The organism is Serratia aquatilis (assembly GCF_044865145.1).
Lineage (GTDB): Bacteria > Pseudomonadota > Gammaproteobacteria > Enterobacterales > Enterobacteriaceae > Chania > Chania aquatilis.
Genome location: NZ_CP173186.1, coordinates 1,880,985 through 1,896,509, shown reverse-complemented (window position 1 = coordinate 1,896,509; position 15,525 = coordinate 1,880,985). Strand labels below are relative to the sequence as shown.

The 15,525-nt window shown below is 53.5% G+C and carries 15 protein-coding genes; 4 read left to right on the top strand and 11 right to left on the bottom strand.

The annotated features are described in order from the left end of the window. The 9 genes from cvpA to SAQUA_RS08480 form a co-directional block, all read right to left on the bottom strand. Positions 1–501: a colicin V production protein gene (cvpA, locus tag SAQUA_RS08520; RefSeq protein ID WP_380672565.1), complete on the bottom strand. Its 501-nt coding sequence runs from the start codon at positions 499–501 to the stop codon at positions 1–3. A gap of 193 nt (positions 502–694) precedes the next feature. Further along, a complete protein-coding gene (gene dedD / locus SAQUA_RS08515; protein ID WP_380672563.1) occupies positions 695–1,495 on the bottom strand; it encodes a cell division protein DedD in 801 nt (266 codons plus the stop codon). Then, positions 1,496–2,764, bottom strand: coding sequence for a bifunctional tetrahydrofolate synthase/dihydrofolate synthase (folC, locus tag SAQUA_RS08510; RefSeq protein ID WP_380672561.1), 1,269 nt, complete (start codon positions 2,762–2,764; stop codon positions 1,496–1,498). Positions 2,765–2,914: 150 nt separating this feature from the next. Next, complete coding sequence (accD, locus tag SAQUA_RS08505) at positions 2,915–3,823, bottom strand: acetyl-CoA carboxylase, carboxyltransferase subunit beta (protein ID WP_380672559.1); 909 nt, start codon at positions 3,821–3,823, stop codon at positions 2,915–2,917. A 210-nt stretch (positions 3,824–4,033) separates the two neighbouring features. Next, positions 4,034–4,696, bottom strand: a complete 663-nt coding sequence (locus SAQUA_RS08500; protein WP_380672557.1) for a DedA family protein — start codon at positions 4,694–4,696, stop codon at positions 4,034–4,036. 80 nt (positions 4,697–4,776) lie between these two features. After that, complete coding sequence (gene truA, locus SAQUA_RS08495; RefSeq protein WP_380672555.1) at positions 4,777–5,598, bottom strand: tRNA pseudouridine(38-40) synthase TruA; 822 nt, start codon at positions 5,596–5,598, stop codon at positions 4,777–4,779. Next, positions 5,598–6,608: an aspartate-semialdehyde dehydrogenase gene (locus tag SAQUA_RS08490; RefSeq protein ID WP_380672553.1), complete on the bottom strand. Its 1,011-nt coding sequence runs from the start codon at positions 6,606–6,608 to the stop codon at positions 5,598–5,600. The genes truA and SAQUA_RS08490 overlap by 1 nt, the downstream gene beginning before the upstream one ends. A gap of 137 nt (positions 6,609–6,745) precedes the next feature. Then, the gene (locus SAQUA_RS08485; RefSeq protein WP_380673618.1) at positions 6,746–7,867 is read right to left on the bottom strand and encodes a DUF3410 domain-containing protein; all 1,122 of its coding nucleotides are present in this window, start codon (positions 7,865–7,867) and stop codon (positions 6,746–6,748) included. Between the two features lie 70 nt (positions 7,868–7,937). Further along, on the bottom strand, positions 7,938–8,711 hold the full coding sequence (locus tag SAQUA_RS08480) for a helix-turn-helix transcriptional regulator (protein ID WP_380672551.1): 774 nt from the start codon (positions 8,709–8,711) through the stop codon (positions 7,938–7,940). Between the two features lie 108 nt (positions 8,712–8,819). On the opposite strand from SAQUA_RS08480, the gene SAQUA_RS08475 reads away from it, so the two are divergent. Next, positions 8,820–9,719 carry a DMT family transporter gene (locus SAQUA_RS08475; RefSeq protein ID WP_380672549.1) on the top strand — a complete coding sequence of 300 codons (900 nt, stop codon included), beginning with the start codon at positions 8,820–8,822 and terminating at the stop codon, positions 9,717–9,719. 445 nt (positions 9,720–10,164) lie between these two features. Here SAQUA_RS08475 and SAQUA_RS08470 read toward each other — a convergent pair whose 3' ends face one another. Continuing rightward, positions 10,165–11,577: a sensor histidine kinase N-terminal domain-containing protein gene (locus SAQUA_RS08470; protein ID WP_380672547.1), complete on the bottom strand. Its 1,413-nt coding sequence runs from the start codon at positions 11,575–11,577 to the stop codon at positions 10,165–10,167. Further along, positions 11,564–12,238 (bottom strand): transcriptional regulator TctD, encoded by a 675-nt coding sequence (tctD, locus tag SAQUA_RS08465; protein WP_380672545.1) that lies wholly within the window; start codon positions 12,236–12,238, stop codon positions 11,564–11,566. Before tctD ends, SAQUA_RS08470 begins: the two co-directional genes overlap by 14 nt. 122 nt (positions 12,239–12,360) lie before the next feature. Here tctD and SAQUA_RS08460 point away from each other — a divergent pair, with 122 nt between their 5' ends. Genes SAQUA_RS08460 through SAQUA_RS08450 form a run of 3 tightly spaced genes read left to right on the top strand, consistent with a single transcriptional unit; the run spans position 12,361 to position 15,319 of the window. Next, on the top strand, positions 12,361–13,341 hold the full coding sequence (locus SAQUA_RS08460) for a Bug family tripartite tricarboxylate transporter substrate binding protein (RefSeq protein ID WP_380672543.1): 981 nt from the start codon (positions 12,361–12,363) through the stop codon (positions 13,339–13,341). Positions 13,342–13,355: 14 nt separating this feature from the next. Next, entirely contained in the window at positions 13,356–13,787 is a 432-nt protein-coding gene (locus SAQUA_RS08455) for a tripartite tricarboxylate transporter TctB family protein (protein WP_380672541.1), read from the top strand. An 11-nt stretch (positions 13,788–13,798) separates the two neighbouring features. Further along, the gene (locus SAQUA_RS08450; protein ID WP_380673617.1) at positions 13,799–15,319 is read left to right on the top strand and encodes a tripartite tricarboxylate transporter permease; all 1,521 of its coding nucleotides are present in this window, start codon (positions 13,799–13,801) and stop codon (positions 15,317–15,319) included. The last annotated feature ends 206 nt before the right edge of the window (positions 15,320–15,525 follow it).

Sequence of the window (15,525 nt, the reverse complement as noted above, 5' to 3'; positions counted from 1 at the left end):
CTACCGCCCCGGTAAATGGGTTGGTAAGAAACTCGACGTGCTCTGCAGGTAGTCAAAGAACCACCTGATGATGTAACTGAACTGGGGGATCAACTGTGATTGTTTCCAATCCGCACTTTGCGACAGCGTAGTAAAGGTATCCAGGAAGAATAGTATCGCCGCCACAATCAACACGCCACGTAGTGCGCCGAAACACACACCCAGCACTCGATCGGTACCCGATAACCCGGTTTTCTCTACCAACGAACTAATCACATAGTTAACGATAGCGCCCACAATCAGCGTTGCGATGAACAAAAAGGCAATCGCAATGCCGTTCCGCACCAGCTCATCTTCAAAACGAGTGAAGTAGGCTGCAAGGTAAGGATAGAAATGGCTGGCAACAAAGAACGCGCAACCCCATGTTACAAGTGACAACGCTTCGCGAACAAAACCTCGGATCAGGCTTACCAAAGCCGAAAATCCAATCAACGCTATAATGACGTAATCAATCCAGACCATGAACTATTCCAATGATGAATCGCCCCTGCATCCAATTCGCGGCGAATTCTAACAGAAAAAGAAAACGTTTGCGTAGCGGATTTCCCAACACGCAAAAAATAAAAAACGGTGGTGAAAATTCTCTAGCGCCACGTCTGCATAAGTGGAAAGGCTCCGTTTTACCGGCGTCTTTCCACTCGATGCCATACCAAGATTAACGCACGCCATAAGCCTTGATCTGCCCACTCAGGCCACTGATGGCATTCAGTTCAGGCAACGAAGACTGCAGCTTCTGTTTTGACGCATCGGGGCCGACAAAAATCCGGGTGATCTCACCTTGTACCGGTGTTGATGGCACGGTATAGGCACGATAGCCAGACAGGCGCAACGAGGCAACGATCTCGTTAACCTTGGCGGCGTTTTTCAAGGCGCCTAATTGCACCACAAAAGCTTGCCCTGCTGGGGCTTTTTCTTCTACTGCGGGTTTAGGCTCTGGCTTAGGTTTAGGCTCTGGTTCAGGCTTCACCTGCGGTTTAGGTTCAACCTTCGGTGGCAGTACCGGTTTAGGTTTCACTTCTACCGGCTTAACTTCGACCGGGTTCGGCTTCACTTCGACCGGTTTGGTCTCTACCGGGCTTGGTTTCACTTCTGCCGGTTTTGGTTTAACAGGCTGGAGTGGCTTGGTTTCAACCGGAGGCGCAGCTGCGTTGGACTGCTGCTGACGTTGATTCTGGTTGGCAGCTTGGTTAGCTGCCTGCTGGGCTGCCGCCTCGGACGCTGCTTGTTGTTCTACCAATGCCCCGGCACCTTCCGGTGGTTGGGAAGGTAAAGGTTGGCTCGCCGGTGGTATTAAATCGGTTTCATGGGCATCACCCGGCTTTGGCACCAGAGGAATAGCTGCAAACTCATCCTCGTAATGCTTTTTCTTTCCATCCAGCAACCCCGGCAGGATAATCACGCCCAGGGCCACCAGAATCACCGTTCCAACCAGTCTGTTCTGAAATTTACTTGCCACTCACACTCCCCGCCTCTCGTCTAACGCCGCCATCACATGTGCAACGGTGTGGAACGAACCACAGACGATCACAATATCCTGAATATCTGCATCCTGCATAGCTTGACGCCAGGCAGTTTCGACATCGGCAAACTGCTGCGGTTCCGCCAGATGTTGCGCCAGTAACTCAGCACTGGCACCCCTTGGCCCCTCAAGCGGCGCGCAATACCATTCATCCACCTGCTCACTCAGGCAAGCTAAAGTTCCGGCAATATCCTTGTCAGAAAGCATACCCACTACGGCTCGCACCTTGCCCTCGCCTCGCGGAAGTTTCACCAGCCGCTCAGCCAGATAGGCAGCCGCATGCGGGTTATGCGCAACATCCAGAATCAACAGCGGATTGTGCTGAATAATCTGGAAGCGGCCAGGCAAAGTCGCCTGCTGCAACCCGGCAAAGATCGCCTTCTCATCGATTTCTAACGCAGAATAATGCAGCGCGGCCAAAGCCGTAGCGGCGTTGGCCAGCGGTACGTTAGGCGTCGGTAAGTCTGTCAGATGTGTACCGTCGCACTGCCATTGCCAGCGTTCGCCCTGCTGTTCGCTGAAGGCCCAAGCTTCACCCCGGCGATACAGTAGCGCTCCCAGATTTTCCGCCACCTGGCCAATGCTTTGCGGCATATCAGGCTCCCCCACCACGGCTGGATTGCCGCCACGGAAAATACCTGCCTTTTCACGGCCGATACTCTCGCGATCGCTTCCCAGCCAATCGGTGTGGTCCAAAGCGATACTGGTCACCACGGCAACATCGGAATCGACAATATTGGTGGCATCAAGACGCCCACCCAGCCCGACTTCAAGGATAACCACGTCGAGTTTAGCCTGCTTAAACAGCTGTAGCGCAGAAAGGGTGCCGAATTCAAAATAGGTCAGCGAGATTTCACCACGGCCTGCTTCAATCGCGGCAAACGAACGGCAGTGTTCTGCTTCGCTGAGTTCTTCCCCCTGAATACGCACGCGTTCGGTATAGCGGACCAGATGTGGCGAGCTGTAAACGCCAACACGCAATCCGGCGGCCATCAAGATGGCCTCCAGCGTACGGCAGGTTGTCCCCTTGCCGTTGGTACCGGCAACGGTGAATACCGTTGGAGCAGGAGTGAGTAAGTCGAGGTGTGCCGCAACGCGCTGCACGCGTTCCAGACCGAGCTCTATCGCCTGGCTGTGCAGACGTTCCAGATAATAAAGCCACGAGCTCAATGGCGACGTGGCTTGGGGAATTTGGTGGTTTTGCATGAGTCCCGTCACTGACTTTGGGTTCAAAATCCGTATGGCGCACCACCTTCACCGCGGTTAAGGCGATGCTCTACGTTCTCCGACCGCCGCTTGCCGCAAAATGGCGGTTGGAAAACGCACCAGCCCATTGCTGGTGCGTTATTGCACGGATCAGGCTTCTGTCTGATTTTCCTCTGCGACTACCGGCACAGCGTCGTCAAAAAGCGGCTGCGGCTGATTAGTCAGTTTGGAAAGGATGCTGGCCAATGTCTGGCGCATCTCCGGGCGACGGACGATCATATCTATCGCGCCTTTTTCAATCAGGAACTCACTGCGCTGGAATCCCGGCGGCAGTTTTTCGCGTACGGTCTGTTCGATAACACGTGGACCAGCGAAACCGATCAAAGCTTTCGGCTCTGCGATATTGATGTCACCCAGCATAGCCAGGCTGGCAGAAACCCCACCCATGGTAGGATCGGTCAGCACTGAAATATACGGCAGACCACGCTCTTGCAGCTTGGCAAGCGCGGCGCTGGTTTTTGCCATCTGCATCAGCGACATCAGCGCTTCCTGCATACGCGCACCGCCACTGGCGGAGAAGCAGACCAGCGGGCAGTTATCTTCCAATGCGTGTTCAACCGCCCGGACAAAGCGAGCACCAACAACGGAAGACATTGAACCGCCAATAAAGGCGAATTCAAAGGAGACAGCGACAATTGGCATGCCGTATAGCGTGCCCTTCATCACCACCAGTGCATCTTTTTCACCGGTCGTTTTCTGTGCCGCAACCAGTCGATCTTTATATTTCTTGGAATCCTTGAACTTCAGAACGTCTTTTGGCTCCAGTTCGCTACCCAGTTCCACCTCACTGCCTTCATCCAGCAGGGTATGCAAACGCATACGGGCTGGCATACGCATGTGATGGTCGCACTTGGGACACACTTCAAGATTACGCTCCAGCTCGGCACGATAGAGAACCTGGCCGCAGCTATCGCATTTGGTCCAGACCCCTTCAGGAATACTCGCCTTACGGGTTTGAGTAACATTGCTTTTGTTAAGAATTCGTTCAATCCAGCTCATCGATGACCTTTCTGTTTGAACCTGGCAGACGCCAGTCCGCTGTTCATGCTTTAACAATCCCCCCGAAAACACACCCAACAATAAATACCCGAATCAGGCACTAACTCCAGGGTTGTTCGCAGGAACAGACCATAAATGTCGCTCATTAAACCATATCGGTCCGACACTGTGGATAAAAAACTGGTCGAACCGATGTGCTAAGCGATGTTTTTACTGTTTTTGCTGGCGCGCGGCAGCACGTTTATGGCGCCATATTTCAATAATGCCCGGCAGAATTGAAACAAAGATGATCCCAACGATCAACAATTTCAGGTTTTCCTGCACGATCGGCAAGTCACCAAAAAGATAGCCAGCATAAGTGAATGAGAGCACCCAAAGTAGCGCACCAATCACGTTATAGGCAGCGAAATGACGATAAGACATGTGCCCCATACCGGCCACGAATGGCGCAAAGGTACGGATGATCGGTACAAATCGCGCCAGAATAATGGTTTTACCACCATGTTTCTCGTAGAACTGGTGGGTTTTATCCAGATAACTGCGGCGGAAAATTTTCGAATCCGGGTTACTGAATAATTTTTCGCCGAACAACCGCCCAATAGTGTAGTTGACGGCATCTCCCAGTATGGCAGCAACCAGCATCAGCGCCACCATGGTATGTACGTTAAGATCGTTGGAAGGTAAAGCAGCCAAGGCACCGGCGACAAACAGCAGGGAATCACCCGGCAGGAATGGGGTCACCACCAGCCCGGTTTCACAAAACAGGATCAGGAACAGAATGCCGTACACCCACACACCATATTGCGCGACCAACTCGGCCAGATGCGCATCAATGTGCAAAATAAAATCAATCAGAAACTTAATGATGTCCATAAACTCTCTCTTTTCTCCGGGTGGCTCACTCACCCGGCGCAAGCATCGGTGAACAACGCATTAATCTGCCATCAGGCTGTTTAATCGTCGGCTAAAAACAGCGGCCCCATTGGGGGCCGGGGTAAATCAAACAGCTCTGGATAATCAACGGCGACCAGATACAGCCCTTCAGCCTTTGCCGTTGCGGCCGCCAGATTGCGATCCTTCAACGCCAGCAGTTTAGCCATCCAGTTCTCGTCCTGATTGCCACAGCCAATTTCCATCAGGCTGCCCACAATGTTGCGAACCATATGATGTACAAAGGCATTGGCTTTTATATCGACCACAATATATTCGCCATAGCGTGCAACCTTAACGTGCTTTACGTTACGCCAAGGAGTGCGTGACTGGCACTGCACCGCGCGGAATGAAGTAAAGTCGTTTTCTCCCAACAAAGCCTGCGCTGCTCTATGCATGCGATCCGCATCCAGCGGGTGATAGAAATGGGTCACCCCTTGCTGTAAAACCGCCGGACGGTAGCGATGGTTATAGATGATATAGCGATAACGGCGTGCGGTTGCACTGAAGCGTGCATGAAAATCGCTGTTCACTTCTTTCACCCAGCGCACAGCGATATCCGGCGGTAAATGGCTATTCACCCCCATCGTCCAGGCCGCGTCCTTACGGCGTGCGTGGGTTTCAAAATGCACCACTTGCCCGGTGGCATGCACGCCTGCATCGGTACGCCCGGCACAAAAAACGCCTATCGGCGCATCTGCCACCTTACTCAGGGCCTTTTCCAGGCAAGCCTGCACGCTGGTAACCTCTTGCTGACGCTGCCAGCCGTAATAGCGGCTACCGTCATACTCGATCCCCAGCGCAATCTTTAGCATTGGCTGGGTTGGCAACTCCACTTCAGACATCAGTACATCTGCTCCTGCAACAAGCGTTCTGCGGTTTCGATTGCCATCAGTGCGCCGCCAAAGCGAACGTTGTCGGCTACTGACCAGAATTGCAGTATTTCTGGAATACCGTAATCGTTACGCAAGCAGCCGATGCTCAACACATCACTGCCTGACGCTTCCGTCACCTGAGTCGGATAATCGTCTTCTTCACTCAATTGAATATCTTCTGCCTGCTCCAGTTCGTTGCGAGCTTCTTCCGCAGCGATCGGGCGCAACGCTTCCAGATGGACGACTTGAGCATGGCCATAAAACACCGGGGATTGGATGCAACTTACCGAGATAGGCAACCCTTCGTCCTGTAGCACTTTGCGAACCTGATCGACGATCAGGCGTTCTTCCCTTACGCTGCCCTGCTCATCATTGAGCAATGGCAACAGATTGAACGCCAACTGCTTGGCAAATACCCCAGGTTCTGCAGGAATACCGTTCAACAGACGTGCACTCTGCCCGGCAAGATCGTCCACCGCCACTTTACCGCGGGCTGAAACCGACATCAGCGTAGTCACATGCAAACGAGATAGCCCCGCCTGCTCGGTCAGCGGTTTAATCGCCGTCAGCAGTTGGCACACCATGCTATCTGCCACCGCGACGATATTTCGGTTGCGGTACTCTGCCAGCACCTGCGGGTTCACGCCAGGCACCACCAGCGGCACATCCGGCTCCAAGGCAAATTGCCCACTGGTGTCGATCACCAGGCAGCCCATATTGCCAGCATCATCCGCATAACGGGCTGCGGCCTCGGTACCAGCAGCAAAAAAAGCCAACTGCGCCTGGGACCAATCAAACTCTTCGACATTCTGTACCAACAGGGATTTGCCGTTAAAACGCACCGTCGCACCAGCACTACGTTCACTGGCTAAAGGAAAAAGCTCACCCACCGGGAACTGGCGTTCCTGTAACAATTCCAGCAACGCTTCACCTACTGCGCCAGTGGCACCAAGCAGAGCGATATTCCAGCCATCAGACATTGGGAGTTCTCCAGAGTGTTTCATTCAAATACAAACGGGCGTCGATTTCAGGCCAAAGTCTAAAAGACAACGGAGAGATACAACGCCCGGATAAAAAAGGGTAAATCAGGTTGCTTAAGATAACCTTACGCAGCTTGTTAGCGAACACCAAAACCCAGTTTTTGCAGCAGTTCGGCACTGGCGCTGTCATCACACAACACCTGCAACGAAGACCACTCCCGGCGTTCCTGATAATGCTTGCGCAGACGATCAAACTCACCCGGCAGACCGGCAACTTTGCGTAATGGGGCATCATCGCGGCGCACATCATACACTAAGTGCATCAATCGTTTTAACTTGCCTTCATCCAGTGGCCCATTTAGGCGAACTTGACTGAATTCCGGGATCGGCAGTAGGGCAGCAAGCTCGATAGACTGTGGTTGTCCAAGGTGACGGGAAAAAGCCTCAAAGACCTGGGTGGTCCCACGTGCTTTGCCTTCCAGCGTGTAACCAGCAATATGCGCGGTTGCAATATCCACCCAATCCAGCAGCGATAAGGAGAGATCTGGTTCTGGCTCCCATACGTCCAGTACCGTACTGAGCCTTTTCCCCTGCTCCAGCACCTTGAGCAACGCAGCGTTATGCACCACGGCTCCTCGGCAGGCATTGATCAGGATCCGATCTTCCGGCATAGCTTCAAGCAGCTCTGCGTTAACCAAATGCAAAGACTTATAGGGGCCGCTCTTGTTCAATGGCGTATGGAAAGTCAGTATATCTGCCTCAGCCACCAGTTTTTCCAACGGCCAGAACTCCCCTGCGTCGCCACGAACGACACGCGGCGGGTCACACAATAATGTGCGCACTCCCAGCGCGTTAAGACGTGCATCAAGACGTGAACCTACGTTACCGACGCCAACAATCCCCACGGTTTTATCACGCAGATGGAAACCGTCGCGCTCCGCCAACAATAGTAATGCGGAGAAAACATATTCCACCACGGCGATGGCATTGCAGCCCGGTGCCGCTGAGAAACCAATTCCCGCCTGCTGTAACCAGGCTTCATCAACATGATCGGTACCCGCTGTCGCCGTACCGACAAAGCCAATACTCGTCCCTGCCAGTAGTTCCTGATTCACTTTAGTCACAGAACGCACCATCAGCGCGTTGGCACCGGCCAGTGCATCGCGCGGGATTGGCCGGCCAGGCACGGCCTGTACTTCGCCCAGGCGACCAAAAAGGTCTACCGCATAGGGCATATTTTCATCAACCAGGATCTTCACGATATTCTCCAACAATGGGGGCTCAAGCAGAAAATAGTTTGCCACCGAATGGCCAAGAAACCCAATATTGTTACGCGCGACGTAAGCGTTCCGGTGTAGTTCCAGCAATTTGCTGGAACATGACAATAAACGCTGAAGCCGAGCTATAACCCACTTCGAGAGCCACATCCTGGACGGTTTTCCCCTGTTCGAGCAATGAGAGCGCATGCAGAAAGCGCAGGCGTTGCCGCCATTCACTAAATGACATCCCCAACTCTTGCTGGCAACGGCGCGATAAAGTGCGTTCGGTGGTATAGACCCGTTCAGCCCAGACCGCCAGCGACGTATTGTCTGCCGGGCAACGCTCCAGCGCCTGCAAAACCGGCCCGAGAAATTTGTCTTGTGAGGTGGGCAGATAGGTCTGCTGGATCGGCGAAATGCGCAGTTGGTCGATCATCACCTGGCACAGGCGCAACTCTTCTTCGCTGTGTGGCTCCAACATTTTTCGCGCCAGACAATCTTCGACAATCGCACTGAATACTGGGGAAACGTTAATCAGGCAAGCCTGTTCTGGCAGCCCCACACACCAGGACTTGGCAATATTAATGGTGCGAAACAGCGCGGGTTTGTGATTATAGCTGGAGTGTTTCATTCCGGCTGGCAGCCAGACAGCAAACTCTGGCGGGGCAAGAAAACGCTGGCCAGCGATATTCAGGGCTATCACCCCGGTTTTAACACAAACCAGTTGCCCCCAGTCATGAGAGTGCAGCAGATACTCAGTATCCGCATTGGTTTCTTCACAGCGAAAGAAAAGCGTGCGCGGTGCCGCGACATCGGCGGTGGGAGATTTACGGGTTTCAGCCATAGTGAAGTTGTCTTGATTTAGTCAGATCTTGTCTGGTTATCACTATATATAATAAATCAGACATGGGTAAACTAATCTGCTTGCTGTATGTTGTTGAGAATAATTATCATGAATGCACTTTTTCCTCTATTGGCCGTACTCATTTGGTCGATTAACGCCGTGGTCAGCAAAGTGTCGGCAACCGCCATCGACCCAGCCGCTATCTCTTTCTATCGCTGGCTGCTAGCGCTAATCGTGCTGACTCCTTTCGCGTTGCCGGGAGTGATCCGTCATTGGCCGTCCGTGCGCGCCAATTGGTGGAAACTGATGATCCTGGGCTTGCTTGGCATGGTGTTGTACCAAAGTTTGGCTTACTACGCCGCACACACTGTCAGCGCACTCTTTATGGGGATCATTAACTCATCTATCCCACTGCTGACGGTTCTGATCAGTATCGTTGCGCTGCGTATTGCGCCAACCGTCGGTATCGCCTTAGGCACCCTGCTTTCTTTAGCAGGACTGGTCTGGCTGGTCAGCGCAGGTCAACCCGGTTTGCTATTGCAGCACGGTATCGGTAAGGGGGAGTGGATGATGTTTGGAGCTTCAGCTTCCTACGCACTTTATGGCGTGCTGACTAAACGCTGGGCGATCCCGCTGCCTAACTGGCAATCATTGTATGTACAGATCCTGTTTGGTGTGGCATTGCTGCTGCCAAACTTCATCATGACCCCGGACGTGCAACTCAACAGCCAGAATATCCCGCTGGTACTGTTTGCCGGTATTCCCGCGTCTATCCTTGCGCCATTCCTGTGGATCCTCGGGGTCATGCGTCTGGGGGCCAATAAAGCCTCCATCTTTATGAACCTGACCCCGGTTTTCACCGCCGTGATCGCCGTGTTGTTCCTGCACGAACAGTTACAGAATTATCATCTGATCGGCGGCGGGATCACCCTGCTGGGGGTTATTCTGTCACAGCGCCTGCGAACGCCGCTGGTGCACAGTAAAAAGCAGGTCAGCGGTAAGGGGTGATTCGCGGGTAATAAGGTCACTCAGGTTGAATGCTAATTGCAGGGCCCAAGACGTGGCACGGCACCCTGCTCGGGAGCTTTCACCTAGGCTGTGTCCCTTAATTGCACGCGAGCGCCGCTGGCGGTCATTTGCGCGCAGGGCAAGGCGTGAGCCGCGAGGTTTGGTGGACCAAATAAGCGGCGAACAACGCCGCAATGCGCGCAAATGGCCCCAGCCCGAAGGGTCGCGCCCCAAAAGCCCGTTTTCTGTGTTGTCGGGCTTGAACAGAGGGCCATTCTGCCCTTCACCCTCCGCCTTGATAACGGGCTTTTGGGTCTGCGACGGCACCACGGGCAATTAAGGGACACAGCCTAGCAACATAAGACTACAGGGTGCTTAGCGACCGAAATAAATACTCCCCCCTGTCTCAACGATGTGAAAAGTAACACTCGTTTAAAAAATATAATCAAGACAGCAAATTAAAACGGATCCGTACCAGCAGACCGCCTAACTCAGGGGAACTCAGCAACTCCGGGCGAGTACCATGATAAGCAGTGATATCTTTCACCAATGCCAACCCCAAACCTGCCCCCGGCTGTTCACCCACGTTATCCAAGCGATGAAACGGCTGGAGCGCAGCCGCAGTCTGCTCCTGAGAAATGCCCGGCCCACTGTCTTCAATTTCCAACAGCACCCCCTCGCCAGCCACCAGTAATCGTGCCGTCACAATCCCTCGGTTTGGCGTATATTTCAGCGCATTGTCCAACAGATTGGCACAAAGCTCCGCCAGTAACAGCGCCTCACCAGATACCCAGCATGTCCCCACACCTTCATAGCCCAGATCGATCTGCTTGCTACGTGCCTGAGACAAGCGAGAAAAACAGGCATCCTTTAATACCTGTGCCAGATTAACCGGTTGCAGTTTTTGATCGGTACGGTGTTCATCGGCTTTCAGCCGGGAGAGTGACAGAAGGCGGTCGGTTAGCGCTATGGTGTTGTCCAAGGTGGTACTCATGCCATCAAGGCTTTCTCGCCATTGTTCTGGCCGATCGCTTGCCAAGGCTACAGCTACTTGAGTTTTCAGCACCGTCAGCGGTGTACGCAGTTGGTGAGAGGCATCTGCACTGAAGCGTCCCTGACGCGCCACCATTAATCGTAGCCGCTCAATGTAGCGGTTAAATGCCAGTAACAGCGGCTGCATTTCAGACCATGGCAGCACTATCGGCAGCGGTGTCAATTCCCCCGGATCGCGCCGCAGCATCAAGCTGGAAAGCCTGCGTAATGGTTTCAATACCTTTTTCAGCAGGATATAAGCCAGGATCAACGTCAATACCACCACGGTTCCCTGACTGAGTAGCGCGCTCAACAGCATCTGCCGCGCCAGGTAACGCCTTGATTCCAGCGTCTCCGCCACCAGAATGGTCGCCATCCCCTCCACACCGGAATCATTGACCGGTTGGAACAAGGCGGCGACACGGATCGGAACCCCCTGATATTGCGCATTATAAAAATGTACCAAGGCAGGGTAGAGATTAGAGCGCGGAATATAGGGCGGTAATTTTGGTAGATCGTCATACCCCGAGATGCTTTTTCCCTCGGGTGAAATAACCTGGTAATAGAGTCTATCGTTCATATTGCGTTCGAAACTGTCTAGCATCACGTACGGGACATCAACTTCCAACCGTTGATTGCGTACCACCAATCGTTCCGCTACGGTACGTGCGGAGGCCAGTAAGGTTCTATCGTAAGCCAATGTGGCCGCATGCATGGCGCTGAAATAGTGGGTGTAGATCGAAATCCCTCCCAGCACCAACAGGGGTAAACCAAAAAACAGCAATAATTGGTAGAACAGTGAACGCGGTGCTTTAAACCACTTCATTGCACAGCTCCAGGCTATATCCCAGGCCACGTATGGTCATGATCGACACCGTGCTACCCAGCAGTTTCTTGCGCAGACGGTGGACGTAAAGCTCGATACTTTCCGGATTTGCCTCGTCAGAAAGCGTGAATACCTGTTCAAACAGTTGCTGCTTGGCAACGGGACGACCACGGCGATGCATTAACGTTGTCAACACCGCCAGTTCACGGGGCGTCAGTTGTAACGGTTTCCCGTCCAACAGAAAATAGCCTTCGTCATGGTAGGTCAAGCCACCATATTCCAGGGCCTGCTGCGTCACGCCAACGCTGCGCCGCAGTAATGCCCGGATACGCGCCTCTAACTCATCAAGCTCGAATGGTTTAGTGAGATAGTCGTCAGCTCCCAGATTCAGCCCTTTGACCCGGTCGGCCACTTCTGCCCGCGCCGTCAACAATAGCACTGGCAAAGTCTGCCCCCGTTTGCGCAGCCGGGCCAGCAACTCCAAGCCATTCAACCTTGGCAACGCCACGTCCAGCACCACCAGAGCATAGTTTTCATTCAATAACAGATGGTCTGCAGCCAGGCCATCGGCAGCGGCATCTACGGCAAACCCAAGGCCGGTCAGTGCCTTTTGCAGCCAATGAGATAACTCGGGGTGATCTTCAACCAACAAGAGACGCATATCACATCCTGTAAACTTTTCCGGGCACTGAAAGGTAAATGAAAGGTTATTGTTTTAACAATTCGGCAACCCCTTGTCAGTTGGGGCAATCACAATCTAAAAGAAAACCAATGGGAAAGGATATGAAAAAAATAATTACCCGCACACTTACCGCTACGGCCTTGCTGCTCGCCACCAGTCAAGCATTCTCTGTAGAACAGCCCAACCGTACAGAATGTATCGCTCCGGCCAAGCCAGGTGGGGGCTTCGATCTCACCTGCAAACTGATCCAGGTTTCATTACAGGAAACCAAAGCCATCGATAAACCGATGCGCGTGACTTATATGCCGGGTGGTGTTGGTGCTGTTGCTTATAACGCTATCGTCGCCCAACGACCAGCAGAGTTTGGCACCGTGGTCGCTTTCTCTGGTGGGTCGCTGCTGAATCTTTCGCAAGGCAAGTTTGGCCGCTACAACGTCGATGATGTGAAATGGTTAGCCGCCGTTGGCACAGACTACGGCATGATCGCCGTGCGCGCCGATTCACCTTATAAGAACTTGAAGGACCTGATGGATGCCTTCCAAAAGGATCCAAACAGCGTGGTGTTTGGTGCCGGTGCCTCCATTGGCAGCCAGGATTGGATGAAAACCGCCCTGCTGGCCCGCCAGGTTGGTGTCGATCCTCACAAAATGCGCTATGTCGCCTTTGAGGGTGGCGGTGAGCCGGTAACTGCACTGTTGGGTAACCATATTCAGGCGGTGTCTGGCGATCTGAGCGAAATGGTGCCTCACCTGAAGGGCGATAAGTTGCGCGTATTGGCGGTATACGCCGAGGAACGTCTACCGGGCGAACTCGCTAACGTGCCTACCGCCAAGGAGCAAGGGTTCGATCTGGTGTGGCCGATTATTCGCGGTTTCTATGTTGGCCCTAAAGTCAGTGAGGAAGAGTATCAGTGGTGGATCGATACCTTCAAAAAAATGATGGATACCGAAGAGTTCAAAAAACAGCGCGACCTGCGCGGCCTGTTTGAATTCAATATGACCGGTAAAGAGCTGGATACCTATGTGAAAAGCCAGGTTAACCAGTATCGCGAGCAGGCAAAAACCTTCGGGCTAGCCAAATAACCAAAGGGCATTCCATGAGCGATCGAATTTTTGCTGGCCTGTGGCTGCTACTGTGCCTCGGAGGGCTGTTTATCGGTTGGGGCATACAGAGCGAGTACAGTTACGAACCTCTAGGGCCACGGCCCTTCCCGCTGGCCATTCTTGGGCTGATGGCACTGTTTGCCGTGCTGCTGTTGTTACGTAGGCCGCAAGTTATCGAATGGCCGCATAACAAAGTGCTGCAACGACTGTTGGTGCTGGTAATCACGCTAGTGCTGTATGCCTGGGGATTCGAGTGGCTCGGTTTTCCTTTGGCTACCGCCTTGCTGACTTTCAGCATCGGCCTGCTATTCCGGGCCACCGTGGTGGCAGCGCTGATCTCTGGCGCAGTGATGGGCGTTTCGCTGTTCTTCGCCTTTGATTATTTGTTGGATGTCACACTGCCAATCGGCGTTTGGCTGAGTTAACGGGGGCAATGATGGAAACCTGGATGTATTTGTCTCAAGGGTTCGAAGTGGCACTGGTGCCACAGAACCTGATCATTGCCTTAATCGGTTGTTTTGTTGGCACCATCGTCGGGCTATTGCCAGGCTTGGGCCCGATTAACGGTGTAGCAATCCTGCTACCGCTGGCTTTCGCACTGAAGTTACCGGCAGAGTCCGCTCTGATCCTGTTGGCTACCGTCTATATCGGTTGCGAATATGGTGGGCGCATCTCGTCAATCCTGCTTAACGTGCCGGGTGACGCAGCCGCGATCATGACGGCACTGGATGGCTACCCTATGGCGCAGCAGGGGCGAGCTGGCGTGGCGCTTTCCATTTCTGCGGTCAGTTCCTTCGTCGGTTCACTGATTGCCATTACCGGGATTATTCTGTTCGCCCCCTTGCTGGCTCGCTGGTCACTGGCATTTGGCCCGGCGGAATACTTCGCTTTGATGGTGTTCGCGATTGCCTGCCTTGGCAGCATGATGAGCGAGAATCCGATCAAATCGCTGCTTGCTGCTTTGATTGGATTGGGGCTGGCTACGGTAGGCGTCGATGCCAACACCGGTGTTTACCGCTTCACGTTCGACAGTGTGCATCTCTCTGATGGTATTCAGTTTATCGTGGTGGTCATCGGCCTGTTCTCCGTCAGTGAAATTCTGCTGATGCTGGAAACCACCAGTACCGGGCAAAAGTTGATCCGCAAGACTGGCCGCTTGCTGTTCAACCGCAAAGAGGCTGCAGAATGCGTTGGCCCCACCCTGCGTTCATCAGTGATTGGTTTCTTCGTTGGGATCTTGCCTGGAGCCGGGGCAACTATCGCCAGTGCGCTCACCTATATGACGGAGAAGCGGATCAGCGGTAATAGCGATACCTTCGGAAAAGGGGATATTCGTGGCGTTGCCGCACCAGAGGCAGCCAATAATGCCTCGGCCTGCGGTTCGTTTATTCCCATGTTGACATTGGGCGTGCCGGGTTCGGGTACTACTGCGGTGATGATGGGGGCCTTGACGCTCTACAACATCACGCCGGGACCGGGCATGTTCACCGAACAACCGGATATTGTCTGGGGGCTGATTGCCGCATTATTGATTGCCAACGTGATGCTGTTAATCATGAATATTCCGTTGATTGGTCTGTTCACCCGCATGCTAACCGTACCACTGTGGTTCCTGGTGCCTGCAATTGCCGCCATTTCTGCGGTAGGGGTCTACGCGGTTCACAGCACCACTTTCGATTTACTGCTGATGGTTGGGTTGGGGGTGTTTGGCTATATACTGCGGAAAATGCATTTCCCTATGTCGCCGCTGATCCTGGGTTTCGTTTTGGGAGAAATGCTGGAGCAGAACCTGCGCAGAGCGTTGTCTATCAGCAACGGCGAGTTCGGCATTCTGTGGAGCAGCAGCATCGCGCAATGTCTGTTGGTGCTGGCCGTTGCCGTACTGGTATTACCGCCAGTTTTGCGCAAACTGCGCCATCGCCGTCGCATTACCTCAGAGGCCACTGACAGCAAATAAAAATAACGGGCAGGTAATCCCTGCCCGCCAGACTGCTGACAAACCCAGTTATTAGGGAGAGCGTATCGATGGGGTCGTAACGGCGTAAGCCGTCGGAGCGCCCCCTCGGTGCGCTAGGCCCGGGTATCTCGGGTCGGAAGGCGACTTTGTCATCAACCTTAACGGGCAGGTAATCTCTGCCCGCTTTATTAACACTGGTAACCCAG

Coding starts and splice junctions, on each gene's coding strand:
- cvpA (WP_380672565.1), bottom strand. CDS start 501: ATGGTCTGGATTGATTACGTCATTATAGCGTTGATTGGATTTTCGGCT.
- folC (WP_380672561.1), bottom strand. CDS start 2,764: ATGCAAAACCACCAAATTCCCCAAGCCACGTCGCCATTGAGCTCGTGG.
- accD (WP_380672559.1), bottom strand. CDS start 3,823: ATGAGCTGGATTGAACGAATTCTTAACAAAAGCAATGTTACTCAAACC.
- SAQUA_RS08500 (WP_380672557.1), bottom strand. CDS start 4,696: ATGGACATCATTAAGTTTCTGATTGATTTTATTTTGCACATTGATGCG.
- truA (WP_380672555.1), bottom strand. CDS start 5,598: ATGTCTGAAGTGGAGTTGCCAACCCAGCCAATGCTAAAGATTGCGCTG.
- SAQUA_RS08490 (WP_380672553.1), bottom strand. CDS start 6,608: ATGTCTGATGGCTGGAATATCGCTCTGCTTGGTGCCACTGGCGCAGTA.
- SAQUA_RS08480 (WP_380672551.1), bottom strand. CDS start 8,711: ATGGCTGAAACCCGTAAATCTCCCACCGCCGATGTCGCGGCACCGCGC.
- SAQUA_RS08475 (WP_380672549.1), top strand. CDS start 8,820: ATGAATGCACTTTTTCCTCTATTGGCCGTACTCATTTGGTCGATTAAC.
- SAQUA_RS08470 (WP_380672547.1), bottom strand. CDS start 11,577: ATGAAGTGGTTTAAAGCACCGCGTTCACTGTTCTACCAATTATTGCTG.
- tctD (WP_380672545.1), bottom strand. CDS start 12,238: ATGCGTCTCTTGTTGGTTGAAGATCACCCCGAGTTATCTCATTGGCTG.
- SAQUA_RS08460 (WP_380672543.1), top strand. CDS start 12,361: ATGAAAAAAATAATTACCCGCACACTTACCGCTACGGCCTTGCTGCTC.
- SAQUA_RS08455 (WP_380672541.1), top strand. CDS start 13,356: ATGAGCGATCGAATTTTTGCTGGCCTGTGGCTGCTACTGTGCCTCGGA.
- SAQUA_RS08450 (WP_380673617.1), top strand. CDS start 13,799: ATGGAAACCTGGATGTATTTGTCTCAAGGGTTCGAAGTGGCACTGGTG.